General features: G+C 72.0%; 19 protein-coding genes. 4 read left to right on the forward strand and 15 right to left on the reverse strand.

Going from position 1 to position 18,602, the window contains the following annotated elements:
• Positions 1-178 precede the first annotated feature (178 nt).
• Complete coding sequence (locus GWK16_RS01200) at positions 179-1,882, reverse strand: mucoidy inhibitor MuiA family protein (protein ID WP_170052149.1); 1,704 nt, start codon at positions 1,880-1,882, stop codon at positions 179-181.
• Between the two features lie 70 nt (positions 1,883-1,952).
• A complete protein-coding gene (locus tag GWK16_RS01205) occupies positions 1,953-2,273 on the reverse strand; it encodes an FtsB family cell division protein (RefSeq protein WP_170052150.1) in 321 nt (106 codons plus the stop codon).
• 177 nt (positions 2,274-2,450) lie between these two features.
• Between GWK16_RS01205 and GWK16_RS01210 the strand changes: the two genes are divergently transcribed.
• On the forward strand, positions 2,451-3,005 hold the full coding sequence (locus GWK16_RS01210) for an NADPH-dependent FMN reductase (RefSeq protein ID WP_170052151.1): 555 nt from the start codon (positions 2,451-2,453) through the stop codon (positions 3,003-3,005).
• A gap of 228 nt (positions 3,006-3,233) precedes the next feature.
• Here GWK16_RS01210 and eno read toward each other — a convergent pair whose 3' ends face one another.
• From eno to tpiA, 10 genes are all read right to left on the reverse strand, one after another.
• Positions 3,234-4,511, reverse strand: coding sequence for a phosphopyruvate hydratase (gene eno, locus GWK16_RS01215; protein ID WP_170052152.1), 1,278 nt, complete (start codon positions 4,509-4,511; stop codon positions 3,234-3,236).
• A 139-nt stretch (positions 4,512-4,650) separates the two neighbouring features.
• Complete coding sequence (locus GWK16_RS01220; protein WP_170052153.1) at positions 4,651-5,193, reverse strand: hypothetical protein; 543 nt, start codon at positions 5,191-5,193, stop codon at positions 4,651-4,653.
• 10 nt (positions 5,194-5,203) lie between these two features.
• Positions 5,204-6,064 (reverse strand): hypothetical protein, encoded by an 861-nt coding sequence (locus tag GWK16_RS01225; RefSeq protein ID WP_170052154.1) that lies wholly within the window; start codon positions 6,062-6,064, stop codon positions 5,204-5,206.
• Positions 6,065-6,316: 252 nt separating this feature from the next.
• A complete protein-coding gene (locus GWK16_RS01230; RefSeq protein ID WP_170052155.1) occupies positions 6,317-6,559 on the reverse strand; it encodes a hypothetical protein in 243 nt (80 codons plus the stop codon).
• Positions 6,556-6,723 carry a hypothetical protein gene (locus GWK16_RS01235; protein ID WP_170052156.1) on the reverse strand — a complete coding sequence of 56 codons (168 nt, stop codon included), beginning with the start codon at positions 6,721-6,723 and terminating at the stop codon, positions 6,556-6,558. Before GWK16_RS01235 ends, GWK16_RS01230 begins: the two co-directional genes overlap by 4 nt.
• Positions 6,724-6,725: 2 nt before the next feature.
• Positions 6,726-7,547 (reverse strand): 3-deoxy-8-phosphooctulonate synthase, encoded by an 822-nt coding sequence (gene kdsA, locus GWK16_RS01240; RefSeq protein ID WP_170052157.1) that lies wholly within the window; start codon positions 7,545-7,547, stop codon positions 6,726-6,728.
• 308 nt (positions 7,548-7,855) lie between these two features.
• Entirely contained in the window at positions 7,856-8,833 is a 978-nt protein-coding gene (argC, locus tag GWK16_RS01245; protein ID WP_170052158.1) for an N-acetyl-gamma-glutamyl-phosphate reductase, read from the reverse strand.
• A 316-nt stretch (positions 8,834-9,149) separates the two neighbouring features.
• Complete coding sequence (locus GWK16_RS01250) at positions 9,150-10,784, reverse strand: CTP synthase (protein WP_170052159.1); 1,635 nt, start codon at positions 10,782-10,784, stop codon at positions 9,150-9,152.
• Between the two features lie 90 nt (positions 10,785-10,874).
• The gene (gene secG, locus GWK16_RS01255; protein ID WP_170052160.1) at positions 10,875-11,198 is read right to left on the reverse strand and encodes a preprotein translocase subunit SecG; all 324 of its coding nucleotides are present in this window, start codon (positions 11,196-11,198) and stop codon (positions 10,875-10,877) included.
• A gap of 35 nt (positions 11,199-11,233) precedes the next feature.
• Complete coding sequence (tpiA, locus tag GWK16_RS01260) at positions 11,234-11,953, reverse strand: triose-phosphate isomerase (protein ID WP_338144411.1); 720 nt, start codon at positions 11,951-11,953, stop codon at positions 11,234-11,236.
• A 157-nt stretch (positions 11,954-12,110) separates the two neighbouring features.
• Between tpiA and GWK16_RS01265 the strand changes: the two genes are divergently transcribed.
• Together GWK16_RS01265 and trpE are read left to right on the forward strand one after the other, a co-directional pair.
• Positions 12,111-14,003 carry a peptidylprolyl isomerase gene (locus tag GWK16_RS01265; protein ID WP_170052162.1) on the forward strand — a complete coding sequence of 631 codons (1,893 nt, stop codon included), beginning with the start codon at positions 12,111-12,113 and terminating at the stop codon, positions 14,001-14,003.
• Entirely contained in the window at positions 14,000-15,499 is a 1,500-nt protein-coding gene (trpE, locus tag GWK16_RS01270; protein WP_170052163.1) for an anthranilate synthase component I, read from the forward strand. Before GWK16_RS01265 ends, trpE begins: the two co-directional genes overlap by 4 nt.
• 39 nt (positions 15,500-15,538) lie before the next feature.
• On the opposite strand, the gene GWK16_RS01275 is transcribed toward trpE, so the two are convergent.
• Genes GWK16_RS01275 through GWK16_RS01285 form a run of 3 tightly spaced genes read right to left on the reverse strand, consistent with a single transcriptional unit; the run spans position 15,539 to position 17,888 of the window.
• On the reverse strand, positions 15,539-15,736 hold the full coding sequence (locus GWK16_RS01275) for a hypothetical protein (protein ID WP_170052164.1): 198 nt from the start codon (positions 15,734-15,736) through the stop codon (positions 15,539-15,541).
• Positions 15,736-16,938: a mandelate racemase/muconate lactonizing enzyme family protein gene (locus tag GWK16_RS01280; protein ID WP_170052165.1), complete on the reverse strand. Its 1,203-nt coding sequence runs from the start codon at positions 16,936-16,938 to the stop codon at positions 15,736-15,738. The genes GWK16_RS01275 and GWK16_RS01280 overlap by 1 nt, the downstream gene beginning before the upstream one ends.
• Positions 16,935-17,888, reverse strand: a complete 954-nt coding sequence (locus GWK16_RS01285) for a Bug family tripartite tricarboxylate transporter substrate binding protein (protein ID WP_248291072.1) — start codon at positions 17,886-17,888, stop codon at positions 16,935-16,937. Before GWK16_RS01285 ends, GWK16_RS01280 begins: the two co-directional genes overlap by 4 nt.
• Positions 17,889-17,997: 109 nt before the next feature.
• On the opposite strand from GWK16_RS01285, the gene GWK16_RS01290 reads away from it, so the two are divergent.
• On the forward strand, positions 17,998-18,597 hold the full coding sequence (locus tag GWK16_RS01290; RefSeq protein ID WP_170052167.1) for an anthranilate synthase component II: 600 nt from the start codon (positions 17,998-18,000) through the stop codon (positions 18,595-18,597).
• Positions 18,598-18,602: the final 5 nt, after the last annotated feature.

The following is an 18,602-nucleotide window of genomic DNA, read 5'->3' on the forward strand; positions in this document are numbered from 1 at the left end:
ACGATTAACTGGAATTCAGTTAAGTTGCTGAAACGACGCGATCGTCGGCCCGACCAAGCCGGTCGGTCCTCATTGGGCCAGGATCCCCGTTCTTGCGGGTTCGGCCCACGCGCATGCCCATCACGAAACAATCCTGCACCGCGCGGCGCCGCCGCGCCATAGCGTTGCTATTTCGCGCTCACCGCCCCGGAAGTCCCTGGACCTGACGGTCCCGGGGCGACGTGACGGTGTAGCCGAGGCGGATGCGGCGCTCCTGACCCGGCGCGAGGGCGAAGGTCCAGGCCAGGACGCCGGGCCGGTCCTCGACGTCCCGCGCGCTGGGCGCGGGGTCCGCCTGCAGCGCCACGACCAGGTCTGCGTCGCCCGACACCGGCACCTGGTCCTCGACCGTGACCTCGACGGGCCGGCCGTGGAAGGATCGCAGGGTCATGATCGCTTCGAAGGTCTCGGTGCTCGTGCGTCCCGTCAGCAGGCTGCCTTCCTGCGCACGGCGGCGGGCCTGCGGTTCGTAGGCGACGCGGATGCGGTCGTCGGCGCCGAACGCCAACGTCGCCTCCTCGCCCGGGCGCAACAGCGGCAGCGCGGCGCGCCCGACGAAGACGCCATCGAGGTGCAGCGAGGCCGTCCCGGGCAGCGTCGGCGCCGGCGCCGCATGGGCGAAGCGCGCGCGCAGGAAGGCGCGCGGGGCCAGCCTCGGAATGGCCAGGGCGGACATCGTCGCCTCGGCCGACAGATCGGCGATCCGCACGCGCCGGTCGGCACCGTCGGCCGCGACGCTCGACGCGCCGGGGATGACGTACTCGACCGCGAAGCCCGCCGTCTGCACGCTGGCCGACACCACCTCGGCTTCGGTTGCGACCGGGGCCGGGGCCGCAGCGATCGACGCCGGCGCCGCGGCGCCGCGCACCTGCCGGTCGTCGCGCATCGCCTGTTCGCGGGCCCGGCGGGCGATCTCCGCCGGGTCGACGAGCGTGATGCGCCAGGGCTGCAGGCGCGGCGGCCCCGAGGCCTCCGCCGGCCGCGCCGTCGACAAGGTCAGCGCGACATCGTTCCAATCCTCGCCGGTCTGCTGCGTGACGATCGCCTCCTGCCGCAACGCGATGCGGGAGGACTGGGTGTCGAGCCGTACCTCGTAGACGGGTTGCCAGCGCGCGCCGCGCAGTTGGTAGGCGACCTCGAGCTCGAGCCGCGTCGGCTGATCGGCTCGGACGGCGACGGCGATTTCGAGCGCGCCGGGCGGCGGGCCGCCGAGGGCCGCAATCTCCGCCTTCACGGCATCGCGCCGCTGCTCCGCGATGCGCCGTTCGGCCTGCAGGCGTCGCGTGGCTTCGCTGGCCTGCTCGGTGCCCTCGCGCACGGCCTCCCACGCGGCACGCCAGGCCGCTGGATCGGCCGAAAGCCGCGGCGGCGCCTCGTTCGGGGCGGTGGGCTGCCGCTGGGCGGCGACGAAGCCCCCCGCCAGGCGCTCGATCAGCCGCAGCTGCGCCGCCTGGGCGGCCAGCGCCGGGTCGAGGGCGGTGACGGCGTCCTCGGCCTCGCGCAGCCGTGCTTCGAGTGCCGCGCGCCGGGCGTCGATCGCATTCCGGTCGAAGCGGGCCTGGCGGAGCTCGACGCTGCCGATCGCAACCGCCCCCGGCGCGCGACCCCGCGCGGTGACACTGTCACGCAGCACGGCGGTCGGGATGTCGGGCAGCACCAGCACGCTGTCGCCCGCCGGCAGGTCGACGGTGCCACGGCGCGTCACGGTCGCCTGGTCGGGAAAGACGGTCACGGCGGCGGGCCGGGCCGCGACCTCGATGCGCGCCGGCCCACCCTGGGCGCGTGCCGCGTGCGGGGCGAGGGCGGCGGTCAGCAGAAGGGCAGCAAGGGACCTGCGCAGCATGGCGTCCTCCGGTGATCTGCCGGAAGCATCCCGCGTCGGCGCGGTCCGGCGCAATCGCGCCGCGTCACAGTCAGTAGAGGCGTCGCTCCGGGCCGTAGGGCACGACGACCTCGTCGCGGCCGACCATATTCAGCAGCGACCGCGCACGTTCGTCGAGCTGATCGCGGTCCAGCCGCTCGCCCCGCAGGCCCACGACACGCCGTTCGATCTGGTCGCGTTCGCGTTCCGCTTCGGCCAGGTCGCGCCGGGCGGCGGCGATGTCGTTCAGGCGTTCGGCGCGCGCGATCAGGCCTCGCTCGCCATGCATGGCGTGCCAGACGAAGTAGCCCGAGACCGCCGAGAACAGCACCGGCAAGGCGAGGGCGTTGAAGACGCGCTTGAGAAACCGCACCAAACACTTCCGACAGCGAAGCGACACGAGATTCTAGACACCGAGGCGACTCGGTGTCACCCGCTTCGTTCGACGTTTCGCATGGGTTCGTCAATTTTCTTTTTCGGCAGGCAGCGGCGCTTGCCCGGAGTGCCGCCGGAGGGCCAAGGTCCCGCCCCTGGCAAAAGGAAATGCGACATGCCCGGCCCCGCGATCGCCGTCGTCATCGGCAGCCTGCGCAAGGCATCCTTCAACCGGCGCCTCGCCACGGCGCTGATGCGCATCGGCCCTGCGGAGTTCACCTTCACGGAAGCACCGATCGGTGCCCTGCCGCTCTACAACCAGGATGAGGAAGCGACGCCGACGCCGGCGCTCTCGCAGTTCCGCGCGCAGATCCGCGCGGCGCAGGGCGTGCTGTTCGTCACGCCCGAATACAACCGCTCCATCCCCGGCGTGCTCAAGAATGCGATCGACCAGGGCTCGCGCCCGGCGGGGCAGAGCGTCTGGGGCGGCAAGCCGGCAGGGATCGTCGGTACATCGCCCGGCGCGGCAGGCAGCGCGATGGCGCAGCAGCATCTGCGCAACGTGCTGGCGATGCTGAACGTGGCGGTGCTGCCCTCGCCCGAGGTCTTCCTGCAGTTCAAGGAGGGGCTGATCGCCGAGGACGGCAGCATCGCCGACGAACGCACGGCGAAGTTCCTGCAGGGCTGGATGGACCGCTACGCCGCGTGGGTGCGTCGCTTCGCTGCTTGATTGTCGCGCGCGAAGGCGATGCCTTCGCGCCCCTCAGACGCCGGGCCGCCGGCATCCGCCGGCCTTGGCTTCGCGCGCCGTTGGACCACCCGGCCCAACGGGCGGTCGCTCGGTCGCGCTTTACGCTCCCGGCCCGAGGCAGCGCCTCGGGCCGCGGGCTCTCGGGACGCCGTCGCTGGTTCGCGCCGCAAGTCCGGCGCCGCGCTACGACCCGCGGCCCGGGTGCGATCAGCGCCGGATCGCGCCGCGCCCGGCGTAGCGGGCCGCGGGGCCGAGGTCCTGCTCGATCCGGATCAGCTGGTTGTACTTCGCCAGCCGGTCCGACCGCGACAGCGACCCGGTCTTGATCTGCCCGCAATTCGTCGCGACCGCGAGGTCGGCGATCGTCGCGTCCTCGGTCTCGCCCGACCGGTGCGACATCACCGCGCGGTAGGCGGCGCGGTGCGCCGTCTCCACCGCCTCGAGCGTCTCGGTCAGCGTGCCGATCTGGTTCACCTTCACCAGGATGGCATTCGCCGTGCCGCGCTCGATGCCCATGCGCAGGCGCTCGGGGTTGGTCACGAAGAGGTCGTCGCCGACCAGCTGCACCTTCGCGCCCAGCCGGTCGGTCAGCGCCTTCCAGCCCGCCCAATCGTCCTCGGACATGCCGTCCTCGATGGAGACGATCGGCCACTTGGCGCAGAGCGCGGCCAGGTAGTCGACCATGCCGCCGGCATCGAGGGTCTTGCCCTCCCCTTCCATCACGTACTTGCCGTCGTGGAAGAACTCGGTCGCGGCGCAGTCGAGCGCGAAGACGACGTCCTCGCCGACGCGATGGCCGGCGGCCTCGCAGGCCTTGGCGATGAAGCCCAGCGCCTCGTCGGCCGAACCGATGTTGGGGGCGAAGCCGCCCTCGTCACCGACATTGGTGGAATGGCCGGCGTCGTGCAGCGCCTTCTTCAGCGCCATGAACACCTCGGACCCGATGCGCACCGCGTCCGCGACCGTGCCGGCGCCGACCGGCATGATCATGAATTCCTGGATGTCGATCGGATTGTCCGCGTGCTTGCCGCCGTTGATGATGTTCATCATCGGCACCGGCAGGGTGCGGGCGTAGACGCCGCCGACATGGCGGTAGAGCGGGATGCCGAGATCCGTCGCCGCCGCCTTGGCCACCGCGAGCGAGACCGCGAGCATCGCATTCGCCCCGAGCCGCGCCTTGTTGGGCGTCCCGTCGAGCTCGATCATCGTCTCGTCGATCTTGATCTGGTCGAGCGCGTCGAGGCCGGAGATGGCGTCGAAGATCTCGCCCTCGACATTCGCGACGGCCTTCAGCACGCCCTTGCCGCCGTACCGGGCCTTGTCGCCGTCGCGCAGTTCCACCGCCTCATGCGCGCCGGTCGAGGCGCCGGAGGGGACGATCGCGCGGCCGGCGGCGCCGCTGTCGAGCACGACCTCCGCCTCGACGGTCGGGTTGCCGCGGGAATCGAGGACCTCGCGGGCGATGATGTCGGCGATGGCGGCCATGAAACGTCCTTCCTGAGACCAGACGCGGCGCGCGTAGCGGAGGCGCGCCCCGTGAGCAAGCCGTAGGGCGCTGCCGGCCGCCGGAACGGACCGGCGTTGCCTGGGCCGCGCCAGGAGGGCAGCGGCCCCGCGCGCGCCGTCAGTCCGGGTCCCGCGCTGGGCAGGACCACCGCCCGGCAAGGTCGATCCGCCCGCTCCCGCCACCCTGCGGGCGCAGGCCGCGCAGAACGAAACGGCCGGTCAGGAAGCCGCGGCCGGGCGTCACCTCGGCGGTGAAATCCTCGTGCAGGGCGCTGCCTTCCCATATCTGGCCGCCGACACTGGCCTCCACGCGCGCGAGACGCACCGGCCGCGGCCCGGCCTCGGATGGCTCCATCGGGAAGGAGAGGCGGAAGGGCCCCTGCCCGCCGCCGGGCGCCGGGGCGAGCACGATCTCCCACAGCATGAAGTGGCGTGGCGCACCGCCCTCCTCGACGCCGCTGACATGCAGCCAGCCGCAGCTGTTCCCGCTGTCTGGTGGGCGGCTCTCACGGATCGTCTCGCCCGCCGCCCCCGTGGCGGTGGCCTCGACGCGGATCGAGCCCGGCTGCGCGGCGGCGCATCCGGCAAGGACGCCGGCGAGCCCGAGCGCAGCCAGCAGCGGCGCGCGCGGCGCCAGGACGGCGACGGCGGTCGTCACCATGGCGGGTCGGTCAGCGCGCCTGGGCCAGCACGCCCTGGAAGCGCGCCAGCGCCGCCTCGAAGGATGCCGCGCCGGCGGCATCCCCGGCCCCGGCCGCGGCATGCGCCGGCGGCAGGGCGGCGAAGAGCCGCACGAGCTCGGCCGCCGGCAGGTCCGGCCCGTCGGCGGCCAGGGCCGCCTGGACGCGATTCCACAACGCCATCCGCTCCGCCGGGGACAGGGTGCGGCCGGAGGCCAGCACGCCGCGCTGTGCCGCCTGCCAGGCCTCGTGACGTTGCGCCAGCACGCCGCGCAGGCCGCTGCGCGCATCGAAGCCGACCAGAGCCTGCATCAGGGTCGTCGCGTCCTCGACCGCCCCCTGGCGGGCGGCGGCGAGCCCCGCGGCGTCCATGCCCTGCGGAGCGGGCTCCGACAGCACGCGGAACCCCTCGAGCCCGCGGCGCCGCACGGCGTCGGAGGGCCAGCGCGCGGGCGCCGCGCGCAGCCCGGCCAGGGCATCCTGAACGCGGGAGAAGGCCAGCGCGCCATCCTGCCCCTCGGTCGGGGCCGCGCCGGCGGCGAGGGCTGCGAGGCGTCGCGTCTCCAGCACCATCAGGTCCATGCCGGGATCGAGCACCGCGCCGGCTACCGGGGTGGCCGGGCGCGGCAGGTTGGTGTTCGGCGCGCCCCCGGCCGCATAGCGGAGGGAAGCCGCCTGGTCGATCTCCGACCGCTCCCGCTGGCCGAGATGGTCCACCATCCGGCCCGCCGCCTGGTCCGCGGCCACCGTCAGCCCCGCGATCCGCTGTGCCGCCCCCTGGGGGGCGAAGGGCACCACGGTGCAGGCCGGCAGGGGCAGGGTGGCGAGCAGCAGCAGGAAGGATCGACGCATCGGCATGGGTCTCCGCAGCGGGGGCCGCACCCTAGACCGGATCGCGCCGCCCGGGGGGCGCGCGAAATCGTGAGGTCTCCCGCACCGCCGTCACGCCCTGCACGCCGGCTGGCGGCGTTCCGCCGCGATTCGATGCGCAGGCTCTCCGGTCCCAGGGGACGACGCACCTCCATGGCACAGGCCGGGCGACCGGCAGGAAGGTGCTGCGCATCGACGTGGGATACGCGCCAAAAGTGCAGAACACCCCGCTGGTCAGCCGCCGTCGCCGGGCCGCCGCCCCGCCCAGAACAGCCAGGCGATCCAGCCGAGCGGGCCAAGGATGACGGCATGGGCGCCGACGACCGCCAGCACCGTCTCCCAATGCCACTCCGAGGCGCGCAGCGTCGCCCAGCCGGCCGGGACCGAATACCAGAGGAAGCCGCCTAGCATCGCCGCGATCAGCAGCGCCGCGACGGGGCGGCGCGGAATGGGCGGCAGGCCGGGCGGACGGCTCATGCCGCCGCGGCGCCGTCGTCGCCGGTGCTGGCCGGGCCAAGATCGGAATCGGGCGCTGCCGCGGCGTCCCCGGCACCAAGCAGCGCCGCGAGGCGACGCACCACGCCGGGTTGCGCCCCGGCGATGCCGGCGAGGGCGATGCCCGCGACGCCGAATCGCCGCATGGTCAGCCGGACTTCGCCAGCGTGTCGAAAGCCTTGAGCCGCGCGATCAGCGCCGGCATCTCGCGCAGCGGGATCATGTTGGGGCCATCGGACGGTGCATGGTCGGGATCGGGATGGGTCTCGATGAAGACCGCCGCGACGCCGACCGCGACCGCGGCGCGGGCCAGCACCGGGGCGAACTCCCGCTGCCCGCCCGAGGATGTCCCCTGCCCGCCCGGCTGCTGGACGGCGTGCGTCGCGTCCATCACCACCGGATAGCCAGTCGCCGCCATGATCGGAAGGGACCGCATGTCCGCGACCAGCGTGTTGTAGCCGAAGGAGGCGCCGCGCTCGCAGAGCAGGATGTTCTCGTTGCCCGTCGAGGCGATCTTGGCCGCCACGTTGGTCATGTCCCAGGGCGCGAGGAACTGGCCCTTCTTCACGTTGATCGCCCGGCCCGTCTCGCCGGCGGCGACCAGCAGGTCGGTCTGGCGGCAAAGGAAGGCCGGGATCTGCAGCACGTCCACCGCCTCGGCGACCGGCGCGCATTGCTCGGGGGCGTGCACGTCGGTCAGCACGGGCAGGCCCGTTGCCTCGCGCACCTCGGCCAGGATGGCGAGGCCTTCCTTCATGCCGATGCCGCGGGCGGCCTTCACGCTCGTGCGGTTCGCCTTGTCGAAGGAGGATTTGTAGATCAACGGCACGCCGGCGGCGGCCGCCATTTCCTTCAGCGCAGCAGCCGTTTCCAGGGCATGGGCGCGGCTCTCGATCTGGCAAGGGCCGGAGAGGAAGACGAGCGGCAGGTCATTGCCGATGGTGACGGAGCCGACTTTGACGTGGTGCATCGGAGGTCTCTGCTACTTCAGGCGATGGCGGTTCTAGGCGTTTCGCGGCGGATGCGGCGAGAGGGGGGTCAGCCCCTCTCGAACTCTCCCCGGCAAAGGCCGAGAGGCCTTTGCAAACCAAAGATCTGGCACAGGGTTTCTGTGATGTTTTTCCTATATGCGCTCGGTGTGCCGATTGCAATGCCGGTTCCCGAGGGACCCGCCAAGTGCAGGTTCACCCGGCAGGGTCGTGGATCGTTGCCCGTTCGCCGGCTCCGGAGCTCGGCCTGAACCAGCAGGCGACGGGCAACGTGGACTCGCAAGGTATCTCATGGCCAGACAGGGAGGCCCTCCAGCCCCGCGGTCTCCGGCAGGCCGCAGATCAGGTTCGCATTCTGCACCGCCTGCCCCGCGGCGCCCTTGCCGAGATTGTCGACCACGCCCATCGCGATCACCAGGTTGCGCTCCGGATCCGCCGCATAGCTGACGAAGGAGAGGTTCGAGCCGGTCGCCCATTTGGTCTGCGGCGGCTTGTCCGTCACCCGCACGAACGCGCGCCCCGCATAGAATCGCCGGGCCGCGTCCATGCACTGCTCCGTGGTCGCGCCGCCGCGACAATAGATGGTGACGAGCACGCCCCGGGTCATCGGCACCAGATGGGGCGTGAACACCAACCCGGCGGCGCTGCCGCCGCTCAGCCGCTCGATGGTCTTCGCCATCTCGGGCATGTGGACGTGCTGGAGCAGGCCATAGGGCACGAGGTTCTCGTTGCTCTCGGCATAGCCGAACCGGCTGTCGGCGCCGCCACGGCCGGCGCCGGAAATCCCGGTCTTGGCATCGATGATAATGTTGCCGGGGTCGATTAGCCGGTTCGCCAGCAGCGGCGCGAGCGTGGTCAGCACCGCCGCGGGGAAGCAGCCGGGATTGGCGATGCGGGTGTGGCCCGCGATCCGGTCCGGCCAGACATCGGCGAGGCCGTAGGCCCAGCCCTCGGCGTAGCGGTGGTCGCCGCCGATATCGACGATCTTCACCTCCTGCGGGATGCGCGCCAGCGCCTCCGCGGAACGGCCGGTGGGCAGCGAGGCGAACAGCAGGTCGAGCTGTGGCAGCGTCGCCGGGTCCCATTTCTCGATCACCAGCCCGGCCAGCCTGGGCGGCACGCCGGGGAACCGATCCATCAGGAGGCTGCCGGCGCTGCCCTCGCCGGCGGCGTAGACGAGTTCGAAGGACGGGTGGGCCGCGACCAGGCGCAGCGCCTCGCCGCCGCCGAAGCCACTGATTCCGACAATGCCGACGCGAAGGGTCATGCTGGTGGTCCTGTTGCTGGAGTGAGGGCAAAGAAAAACCCCCGAAGCCGGTGGCTGCGGGGGTTCGGAGATGCGGGCCGATGCCGCCTCGGCGGATGGGCCGCTAGGAAGCGGGCCTCATCGCGGGAGGGGCGTGTCTGCACGCAGCCACGAAAGCCGCCGCTGGAATGCAGCGACGGCGTCGGTTCGCGGTGCGGAGGTGCAGGCCACGCATGGCAGGGACGCTAGAGGCGCCCCGGAACGGCTGTCAACGCAGGCATATCGCCGGCCCTGGCCAGGGCCGCGTCGGCGGAGGGGCTCGGCCCCTCCGCGAGGCTCACACCAGCCGCGCCTGCTTCACCGCGGCCCCGACGAAGCCCGAGAACAGCGGATGCGGCTCGAAGGGCTTCGACTTCAGTTCCGGGTGGTACTGCACGCCGATGAACCAGGGATGGTCGGGGTATTCCACGATCTCGGGCAGCACGCCGTCGGGCGACAGGCCCGAGAAGCGCAGCCCCGCTTCCTCGAGGCGGTCCTTGTAGGCGATGTTGACCTCGTAGCGGTGGCGGTGGCGTTCCTCGATCTCGGCCAGGTCGCCATAGACCTCGCGCACCAGCGATCCTTCGGCGAGGCGCGCGGGATAGGCGCCGAGGCGCATGGTCCCGCCCAGGTCGCCCTTGGAACTGCGGCGTTCGAGCTCGTTCCCGCGCAGCCATTCGGTCAGCAGGCCGACGATCGGCTCCGGGCACGGGCCGAACTCGGTCGAGGAGGCACCCTTGATGCCGAGCAGGTTCCGCGCCGCCTCGATCACCGCCATCTGCATGCCGAAGCAGATGCCGAAGAAGGGCACCTTGCGCTCGCGGGCGAACTTCACGGCTTCGATCTTGCCCTCGGCGCCGCGTTCGCCGAAGCCGCCGGGCACGAGGATGCCGTTGACCTTCTCGAGCCGCGCAACCGCCTCGGCGTCGTTCTCGAAGATCTGGCTGTCCACCCAGTCCAGCTTGACCCTCACATTGTGGGCGATGCCGCCATGGGTCAGCGCTTCGGCCAACGACTTATAGGCGTCGAGCAGGTTCGTGTACTTGCCCACGACGGCGATGGTGACCTCGCCCTCGGGCTGCTTCACCGCCTGGACGATGCCGTTCCAGCGGGACATGTCGGGCTCGCCATAGGCCGAGAGGCCGAAATGGCGGAGCACTTCCCGGTCCAGCCCCTCGCGGTGGTAGGCGATCGGCACCTCGTAGATCGTCGACGCATCGAGGGCGGGGATCACGCTCTCGGGCCGCACGTTGCAGAACAGGGCGATCTTGCGCCGCTCGTTCTCCGGGATCGGCCGGTCGCAGCGGCACAGCAGGATCTGCGGCTGGATCCCCAGGCCGAGCAGTTCCTTCACGGAATGCTGGGTCGGCTTGGTCTTCAGCTCGCCGGCCGAGGAGATGTAGGGCACCAGGGTGAGGTGCATGAAGAGGCTGCGCTGCGGCCCGAGCTCGTTCGCGAGCTGACGGATCGCTTCCAGGAAGGGCAGCGATTCGATGTCGCCGACGGTGCCGCCGATCTCGACCAGGACGAAGTCGTAGGGGTCGGTCTCGGCCTGGATGATCTCTTTGATCTTGTCGGTGATGTGCGGGATGACCTGGACGGTGCCGCCCAGGTAGTCGCCGCGACGTTCCGCCGCGATCACGTCGAGGTACAGCCGCCCCGTGGTCCAGTTGTCCGCCTTGCGGGCGGCGACGCCCGTGAAGCGTTCATAATGGCCGAGGTCGAGGTCGGTCTCGGCACCGTCGTCGGTGACGTAGACCTCCCCGTGCTGATACGGGGACATCGTCCCCGGATCGACGTTGAGGTAGGGGTCCAGCTTCCTCAGCCGGACCTTGTAGCCGCGTGCCTGGAGCAACGCGCCGAGGGAGGCGGAAGCGATACCCTTGCCAAGGGAGGAGACCACGCCGCCGGTGATGAAGACGAACCGCGCCATGGGCGCCCTCCATAACAAGACACGCGCGTGGAAGCCACCCGCGCACGACGCGGGGCGGCCACGCGCCCGGAAGTGGTTGAAACGACGGGGCTAGTTGTTCGGGACGACCGGCGCCGCGGGCAGCGACGGGGCGGCCGGCGCGCTGGCGGGGGGCGGCGAATCGAGAATCGAGCGGTTCTGCTGGCTGGCGCCGCGGTTCAGCAGCGCCAGAGCCAGGGCCAGCACGAAGAACAGCGTGCCGAGGATCGCCGTCCCGCGCGTCAGCAGGTTCGCCGTGCCGCGCCCACCCATGAAGGAGCCCATGCCCCCCGACGACCCGATGCCGAGGCCGCCGCCCTCGCTGCGCTGCAGCAGGACGAGGCCGATCAGGGCGAGGGTGACGAAGAGGTGGACGACGAGCAGGACGGTGGTCATGGCGGCGCGTATCTAGCGGCTGGCAGGCCCGGGGGCTACCCCGCCGCGCGGGCAATCGCCAGGAAATCCTCCGCGACCAGGCTCGCACCCCCCACCAGGGCCCCGTCCACATTCGGCAGGGCCAGGATGGCGGCGGCATTCCCCGGCTTCACGGATCCGCCGTAGAGCAGCCGGGTGGTCGGGCCGACCGCCTCGCGCAACGCCGCATGAATGGCCGCGATGTCGGCCTCGGTCGGGGTCCGACCGGTGCCGATGGCCCAGACCGGTTCATAGGCGACCACGCCGCCGGCCGCGACGAAGCCATCCGGCAGGCTGCCGGCGACCTGGGCGCGGACCACCGCCTCGGCCTCCCCGGCCTCGCGCTGGGCCAGCGTCTCGCCCACGCAGACGATCGGGATCAGGCCATGGGCGATGGCCGAGGCCGCCTTGGCCTTCACCACCGCATCGGTCTCGTGGTGGTCGGCCCGGCGCTCGGAATGGCCGAGGATGACGTAGCGCGCCCCGGCATCGGCCAGCATCGGGGCCGAGACGTCCCCGGTATGGGCGCCCTTGGCCACCAGATGGCAATCCTGGCCGCCGACCGCGACCGGCCCGCCTTGCACCGCAGCGGCCACCGCCGCGACCAGCGTGGCCGGGGGGCAGACCAGGATCTCGGCCGAGGCCCCCGCCGCACCCGCCGCGACGGCCCGCGCCAGCGTGAGGCCGTCGGCCGCCAGGCCGTGCATCTTCCAGTTGCCGGCGATCAGCGGGCGCACTCCGGGGGTCATCTGCGTCTCCTCGAATTCATGCTCGGGGCGAGGTAACGGAAATGCGGCGCCTGTCCAACCCGGGGGCCGGGATCGCGGGGGGTCGCGGCCGCCGGACCTCCCCTGCCCCTTCCGCCGCCGCGCCTCGGGCGGTAAGGACGCGCCCATGCTCACCGCGCTCCGCCGCCTCGCCGGCACCTGGCCCGCCAAGATCCTGTTCGTGATCCTCGTCTTCTCCTTCGCGATCTGGGGGGTGGGCGACGTGGTGCGGAACTTCGGCATCGAGACCGCGGTCGCGACCGTCGGCGGCGAGAAGATCGAGCTGCCGGAAGCCCAGGCCGCGGCACGGCGGGAGATGACGCGCATCGCCCGCCAGCTCGGCAACCGCTTCGAGCCGGACGACAACATCCGCCGCGCGGTGGCCGCCACGGCGATCGAACAATTGATCTCCGACCGGGCGCTGCGCGTCGAGGCGCGCCGCCTCGGCCTCGTCGCCCCGCCTGAGACGGTGCGCGACGCGGTCTTCGCCATCCCCGGCCTGCGCGGACCGGACGGGTCCTTCTCCCGCGCCACGCTGGATACGCTGCTGCGCCAGAACGAGCTGAGCGAGCCGCAGTTCCTCAACGTCATCGCCGGCGACATCCTGCGCCAGCAGCTCGCCGGCGCGGTGCGCTCGGGCGCGGCCGGCCCCGACGCCATCACCGCCCCGCTGCTCGCCTGGCTGATGGAACGCCGCGTCGCGGAGGTCGTCAGCATCCCGCTCGCCTCCATCCCCGAGCCGGAAGCCCCCACCGAGGCGCAGCTGCGCCGCTTCCAGGAGACCAACCCGCAGCGCTTCTCCGCCCCCGAGTACCGGGAGGTGGCGATCGCCGTGGTCTCCCCGGCCAGCCTGTCGCGCGAGATCGAGGTCTCCGACGCCGAGCTGCAGCAGGCCTTCGAGCAGCGGCGCAGCCAGTTCGAGACGGGCGAGCGCCGCGCCCTCCGCCAGGCCGTGCTGCCGACCGAAGAGGCGGCCCGCACCCTCGCAGCCACATGGCGCGACGGCGCCGACTTCGCCGCGGTCGAACAGGCGGCGAGCGCCGCTGGCGGCAGCGCCGCCGATCTCGGTCTGCTCGATCGCGGCACCATGCCGCTGGCGAACGTGGCCGAGGCGGCCTTCGCCGCGGCCGAGGGCGCGATCACCGATCCGGTCCGGAGCCCCTTCGGCTGGCACGTGCTGAAGGTCGAGCGCATCGAGCCCGCCACCAGCCGTTCCTTCGCCGAGGTGCGCGACCAGCTCCGCCAGGAGGTCGCGCACGACCGCGCCCTCGACCTCGCCTACGAACGCGCGAACCGGATCGAGGACGCGCTGGCCGGCGGGGAACCGCTGGATGCGGTGGCCCGGCGCCTCGGCGCGGAGGTGACCACGGTGACCATCGATTCCACCGGCCGCTCGCCCGCCAATGAGCGCGTCGCGCTGCCGGTCGGGGACAGCGAGCGCGAGGCGCTGCTGCGCGCCGTCTTCGCCGCCCGCCAGGGCGACCCGGCGCGCATGACGGAAATGGGCGACGCCTTCGTCGCCATCGACCTGCGCGCCGTCACCCCGCCTGCGCTCCGCCCCTTCGAGAGCGTGGAGAACGAGGTGCGGATCGCCTACCTGTCCGACGCGCGGCGCCGCGCGGCCGAGGAAAAGGCCGCAGGGCTGCTCGCGGCCATCCGCGGCGGCAAGACCATGGCCCAGGCGGCCGAGGAGGCGGGCCTGACGCCCCAGCGCATCGGCCCCTTCGGCCGCAACCCGCAGGCCGCGGGCGGCATGCCGCCGGAACTGATCGCGCCGCTGTTCGAGGCCAAGGCCAACGAACCCACCATGGTCGAGACCCGCACCGGCTTCGCGGTCGCGCAGGTGGTGCAGGTGGTGCCCTTCGACCCCGCATCCGATCCGCTCGGCCTCGGGCGCCTGCGCACCGAGGTGGAGCAGTCGATGCAGGCCGAGCTCGAAGAGCAGTTCGCCATCGCGCTGCGCAACCGCGCGGGGGTACAGGTCAACCGCACCCTGCTCGAACAGGTCACCGGCCGATGAACGACGCCTCCTTCGCTGCCTTCCGCAACGCGCTCGCGGCCGGGCGTGGCACCATCGTGGTACGGGAACGCGTGGCCGACCTCGATACCCCGGTCGGCGCCTTCCTGAAGCTGACGGGCGGGGCCCAGGCCAATGCCTTCCTGCTGGAATCGATCGAAGGGGGCGCGGCGCGCGGCCGGTATTCGGCGATCGGCCTCGCGCCCGACCTGGTCTGGCGCTGCCGCGGCGGCAAGGCGGAGATCAACCGCCATGCGCTCTCCGCCCCGCACGCCTTCGCGCCCGAGGACGGGCCGGCGCTCGAGAGCCTGCGCCGGCTCATCAACGAATGCCGCATGCCGGTGCCCCCGGGCCTGCCGCCTATGGCCGCGGGCCTGTTCGGGTATCTCGGCTACGACATGGTGCGGCTGATCGAGCGGCTGCCCGCGACCAATCCCGACGTGCTCGGCATTCCCGATGCGGTGATGACACGCCCGACCATCATGGCGGTCTTCGACCATGTGCGGGACACGCTGGCCCTGTGCGCGCCCGTCTGGCCCGGCAGCGACCCCGCCACGGCGTGGGAGGCCGCGAATGCCCGGCTCGACGAGGCGGAGGCCGCGCTCGACCGGCCGGTGCCGCGACCGGCGCCGCCCGCCGCCCTGCCGGCCCAGCCCGCACCCGAGAGCAACTTCACCGAGGCCGGCTACATCGCCGCGGTGGAGAAGGCGAAGGAGTACATCCGCGCCGGCGACTGCTTCCAGATCGTCCCGGCGCAGCGCTTCTCCGCCCCCTTCGCGCTGCCGCCCTTCGCGCTCTATCGCGCGCTGCGGCGGATCAATCCCGCGCCCTTCCTGGTGTTCGGGGATTTCGGCGGCTTCTCCGTCGTCGCGGCGAGCCCGGAGATCCTGGTCCGCTGCCGCGACAACACGGTCACGGTCCGCCCGCTGGCCGGCACCCGTCGCCGAGGTGCCACGCCCGAGGAGGACCGCGCGCTCGAAGCCGAGTTGCTGGCCGATCCGAAGGAGCGCGCGGAGCACCTGATGCTGCTCGACCTCGGCCGCAACGATGTCGGCCGCGTGGCCGAGATCGGCACGGTGAAGGTGACGGCGCAGTTCCAGGTGGAGCGCTATTCCCAGGTCATGCACATCGGGTCCGAGGTGCAGGGCCGGCTGCGCGAAGGGCTCGACGCGCTCGACGCCTATTGCGCGGGCTTCCCGGCCGGCACGCTGTCCGGCGCGCCGAAGATCCGGGCGATGGAGATCATCGAGGAACTCGAGCCGTCGCGCCGCGGCCTCTATGCCGGCGGCATCGGCTATTTCGGCGCCGATGGCGGCATGGACACCTGCATCGCGCTGCGCACGGCGCTGGTGAAGGACGGCGTCATGTACGTCCAGGCCGGCGCCGGCGTCGTGGCCGATTCCAACCCGAAGGCCGAGTACGAGGAAACGGTCCAGAAGGCCCGCGCCCTGTTCCGCGCGGCGGAGGAAGCGGTCCGCTTCGCGTCGGGCCGCCGCTGAAGGCCCGGTGCCGATGGCCGGCGCGAACGTGAAGCCCGGTCAGCGATAGAGGATCATCAGCCCGTCATAGAGGGAGGCGCCGGCCCAGGCGGCCGTCGCGATGACCGTCAACCAGACCAGGACCGAACCGATCCTGGCCAGGAGGCCGCCGCCGTAACGGCGCAGCGCCAGCCCCGCCAGCACCAGCGCGAGGAAGCCTCCCGCGAGGTGCCAGGACAGCAGCGGCAGGACGTCCATCACCGGCGGCTCTCCCGCACGATCGCGTCCTCCCGCTGCGCGACGCCCGGCAGCAGCGCCGCCCCGAGGCCGGGGCCTTCCATCGGCAGCACCCAGCCACGATCCAGCTTCGGCAAGCTGGTGACGAGATCGCGGTACCAGGTCGCGAGCGTCGCCCGCACCACTTCCTGGAACATCGCCGTCGGCGCGTGCATCGCGAGATGGACCGAGGCGATCAGCGTGACGGGCCCGGTGCAGTCATGCGGCGCGACCGGCCGCGCCCAGGCCTCGGCGAGGGCGGCGATCTTGCGCGCCTCGGTCAGCCCGCCGCACCAGGCCAGGTCCAGCATCACGATGTCGGTCGCACCGGCGATCAGCAAGTCGCGGAAGGCGACCTTGCCGCCCAGCGTCTCGCTCGCGCAGATCGGCACGCGCACCGATCGACGCAGCTCGGCCAGGGAGGCCGCGTCGTCCATCTTGGCCAGCGGGTCCTCGGCCCAGGTGATGCCGTAATCCTCGAGGGCCCGGCAGATCGACAAGGCGGCCGGGTAGGACCACAGGCTGTGCAATTCGGCCATGATCTCCATCCGGTCGCCCACGGCGCGGCGGATCTTGGCGAAAGGCTCGAGGCCCGCCTTGAGGTCGCTCAAGGTGATGGACACGCCCTGCGTCGCCGGGGCGTAGATGTCGAAGGGCCAGATCTTCATGGCGTTGAAGCCTTCCGAGAGGAGGCTTTCCGCCAGCGCGCCGGCGTCGCGCATGAAGGCGACCTGGTCGTCGTAGGGGCCGCGGGATTGGTCGGCGGCGCCGATGTCCCGCCGCTGCGCGGACCTGGTGTTGTAGTCGTAGCCGGCGCAGGTGTTGTAGCTGCGGACCTTCTCCCGCGCCTTGCCGCCGAGTGCCTCGTGCACCGGGATGCCATGGCGCTGGCCCTTGAGGTCCCACAGCGCGATGTCGATCGCCGAGGCCGCGCGGACCTCGGCGGACGACCCGCCGAACCCGACGTAAGGCGCCAGCAGCGTGCGGGAGAAGGCCTCGATGTCCCGTGAGTCCTTGCCCAGCAGCAGCGGCGCGGCGCTCTCGTGGATCACCGACTCGACCGCGGCGGCGCCGCGGAAGGCCTCGCCAAGGCCGACGAGGCCTTCATCCGTGGAGACCTCCACCCACAGCAGGTTCGGCCGTTCGCCGATGCGGATGGTGCGGATGGATTGGATGCGGCTCATTCGGCGCGGATTCCCTGCTTGCGGACGACCTCCGCCCAGCGGGCGGCCTCGGCCTGGACATGCGCGCCCATCTGTTCCGGCGTCCCGCCCAGCGGGGCGGCGCCCAGTTCGGCCATGCGCGCCCGAACCGCCGGATCCTGCAGCGCGCGGCCGAACGCGGCGTTCAGCGCCGCGATCGCGGCGGGCGGGGTGCGCGCAGGCGTCATGAAGCCGAACCAGGAATCGATCGCCATGCCCGGCACGCCCTGTTCGGCGAAGGTCGGGACGTCCGGCAGTTCGGGGATGCGCGCGTCGCTCACCGCCGCGAGGGCACGCACCGTCCCGCCGCGGATGTGCGGCAGGATCGAGGGCAGGTTGTCGAAGAACACGTCGACCCGGCCCGCCACCAGGTCGGTGATGGCGGGTCCCGAGCCGCGATAGGGAACATGCGTCATCTCGATGCCGGTGATGCTCCGCAGCAGCTCCGGCCCGAGGTGGTTCGACGCCCCGACGCCGGAGGAGGCGAAAGTCAGGCGGTCCCGACGCGCCAGAGTCAGGAACTCCTGCACATTCTGCGCCGGCAGGTCACGGCGGACGGTCATCACGTTGCGGACAGCCCCGGTCAGGATCACCGGCGCGAAGTCGCGCAGGAGGTCATAGCCGGGGTTCGCATAGAGCGCCGGATTGGCCCCGCAGGGCCCGAAGGCGCATTGCACGAGCGCGGTTCCGTCCGCCGCGGCGCGGGCGGCCTCCGCCATCCCGATGTTGCCCCCGGCGCCGCCGCGATTCTCCACCACTGCCCCGCGTGGCAGGTGCGGTCCGGCCGCCTCGGCGAGCAGGCGGGCCACGATGTCGCTCGTCCCGCCCGGGGTGAAGGGGACGATGATCCGCACCGGGCGGTCGGGAAGGTCGGCCGCACGCGCCGTCCCGGGCAACAGCAGCGCGAGGGCAAGGAACGCTCGCTTCATCATGGCTTGGCCGTCCTCCTTCATTCTTCGCCGCAAGGCCATCCGGGGCCCGGGACCCGCTGCCACGCGGCGGCCTTGATTCCCCGCCCGGTCGGGTCCAAGGATCGTCGCCATGATCCTGCTGATCGACAACTACGACAGTTTCACCTTCAACCTCTTCCACTTCCTGGGCGATCTCGGCGCCCGGGTCGAGGTGCGCCGGAACGACGCGATCGACCCGCAGGGCGTGCTCGCGATGAAGCCCGAAGCGGTGGTGCTGTCGCCCGGACCCTGCACGCCGAACGAGGCCGGCATCTGCCTGCCGCTGATCGCGCTGGCGGCCGAGGTCCGGCTGCCGCTGCTCGGTGTCTGCCTCGGCCACCAGGCGATCGGCCAGGCCTTCGGCGGCAAGGTGATCCGCGCGCCCGAACCGGTGCACGGGAAGGTGTGGCAGGTCCATCACGACGGGCGGGACGTCTTCGCCGGCCTGCCCTCCCCCTTCGCCGCAACGCGCTACCATTCCCTGATCGTCGAGCGGGAGAGCCTGCCCGATTGCCTCGACGTCACCGCCTGGACCGAGGATGGCATCATCATGGGGCTGCGGCACCGTGAGTTGCCGATCTCGGGCGTGCAGTTCCATCCGGAGAGCATCGCCTCCGCCCATGGCCACGACCTGCTGCGGAACTTCCTGACGCTCGCGGGTGCCACGATGGCGGCCCCCGTCGCGGCCTGACGGCA

Source organism: Neoroseomonas marina, from assembly GCF_012927745.1.
Taxonomy (GTDB): domain Bacteria; phylum Pseudomonadota; class Alphaproteobacteria; order Acetobacterales; family Acetobacteraceae; genus Neoroseomonas; species Neoroseomonas marina.

Excerpts from the sequence above, each read along its gene's own strand:
- GWK16_RS01210 (WP_170052151.1), top strand. The coding sequence starts at position 2,451 with ATGCCCGGCCCCGCGATCGCCGTCGTCATCGGCAGCCTGCGCAAGGCA.
- GWK16_RS01220 (WP_170052153.1), bottom strand. The coding sequence starts at position 5,193 with ATGGTGACGACCGCCGTCGCCGTCCTGGCGCCGCGCGCGCCGCTGCTG.
- GWK16_RS01225 (WP_170052154.1), bottom strand. The coding sequence starts at position 6,064 with ATGCGTCGATCCTTCCTGCTGCTGCTCGCCACCCTGCCCCTGCCGGCC.
- argC (WP_170052158.1), bottom strand. The coding sequence starts at position 8,833 with ATGACCCTTCGCGTCGGCATTGTCGGAATCAGTGGCTTCGGCGGCGGC.
- GWK16_RS01280 (WP_170052165.1), bottom strand. The coding sequence starts at position 16,938 with ATGAGCCGCATCCAATCCATCCGCACCATCCGCATCGGCGAACGGCCG.
- GWK16_RS01275 (WP_170052164.1), bottom strand. The coding sequence starts at position 15,736 with ATGGACGTCCTGCCGCTGCTGTCCTGGCACCTCGCGGGAGGCTTCCTC.
- GWK16_RS01235 (WP_170052156.1), bottom strand. The coding sequence starts at position 6,723 with ATGCGGCGATTCGGCGTCGCGGGCATCGCCCTCGCCGGCATCGCCGGG.
- GWK16_RS01285 (WP_248291072.1), bottom strand. The coding sequence starts at position 17,888 with ATGATGAAGCGAGCGTTCCTTGCCCTCGCGCTGCTGTTGCCCGGGACG.
- kdsA (WP_170052157.1), bottom strand. The coding sequence starts at position 7,547 with ATGCACCACGTCAAAGTCGGCTCCGTCACCATCGGCAATGACCTGCCG.
- eno (WP_170052152.1), bottom strand. The coding sequence starts at position 4,511 with ATGGCCGCCATCGCCGACATCATCGCCCGCGAGGTCCTCGATTCCCGC.
- secG (WP_170052160.1), bottom strand. The coding sequence starts at position 11,198 with ATGACCACCGTCCTGCTCGTCGTCCACCTCTTCGTCACCCTCGCCCTG.
- GWK16_RS01230 (WP_170052155.1), bottom strand. The coding sequence starts at position 6,559 with ATGAGCCGTCCGCCCGGCCTGCCGCCCATTCCGCGCCGCCCCGTCGCG.
- GWK16_RS01290 (WP_170052167.1), top strand. The coding sequence starts at position 17,998 with ATGATCCTGCTGATCGACAACTACGACAGTTTCACCTTCAACCTCTTC.
- GWK16_RS01265 (WP_170052162.1), top strand. The coding sequence starts at position 12,111 with ATGCTCACCGCGCTCCGCCGCCTCGCCGGCACCTGGCCCGCCAAGATC.
- GWK16_RS01250 (WP_170052159.1), bottom strand. The coding sequence starts at position 10,784 with ATGGCGCGGTTCGTCTTCATCACCGGCGGCGTGGTCTCCTCCCTTGGC.
- GWK16_RS01200 (WP_170052149.1), bottom strand. The coding sequence starts at position 1,882 with ATGCTGCGCAGGTCCCTTGCTGCCCTTCTGCTGACCGCCGCCCTCGCC.
- trpE (WP_170052163.1), top strand. The coding sequence starts at position 14,000 with ATGAACGACGCCTCCTTCGCTGCCTTCCGCAACGCGCTCGCGGCCGGG.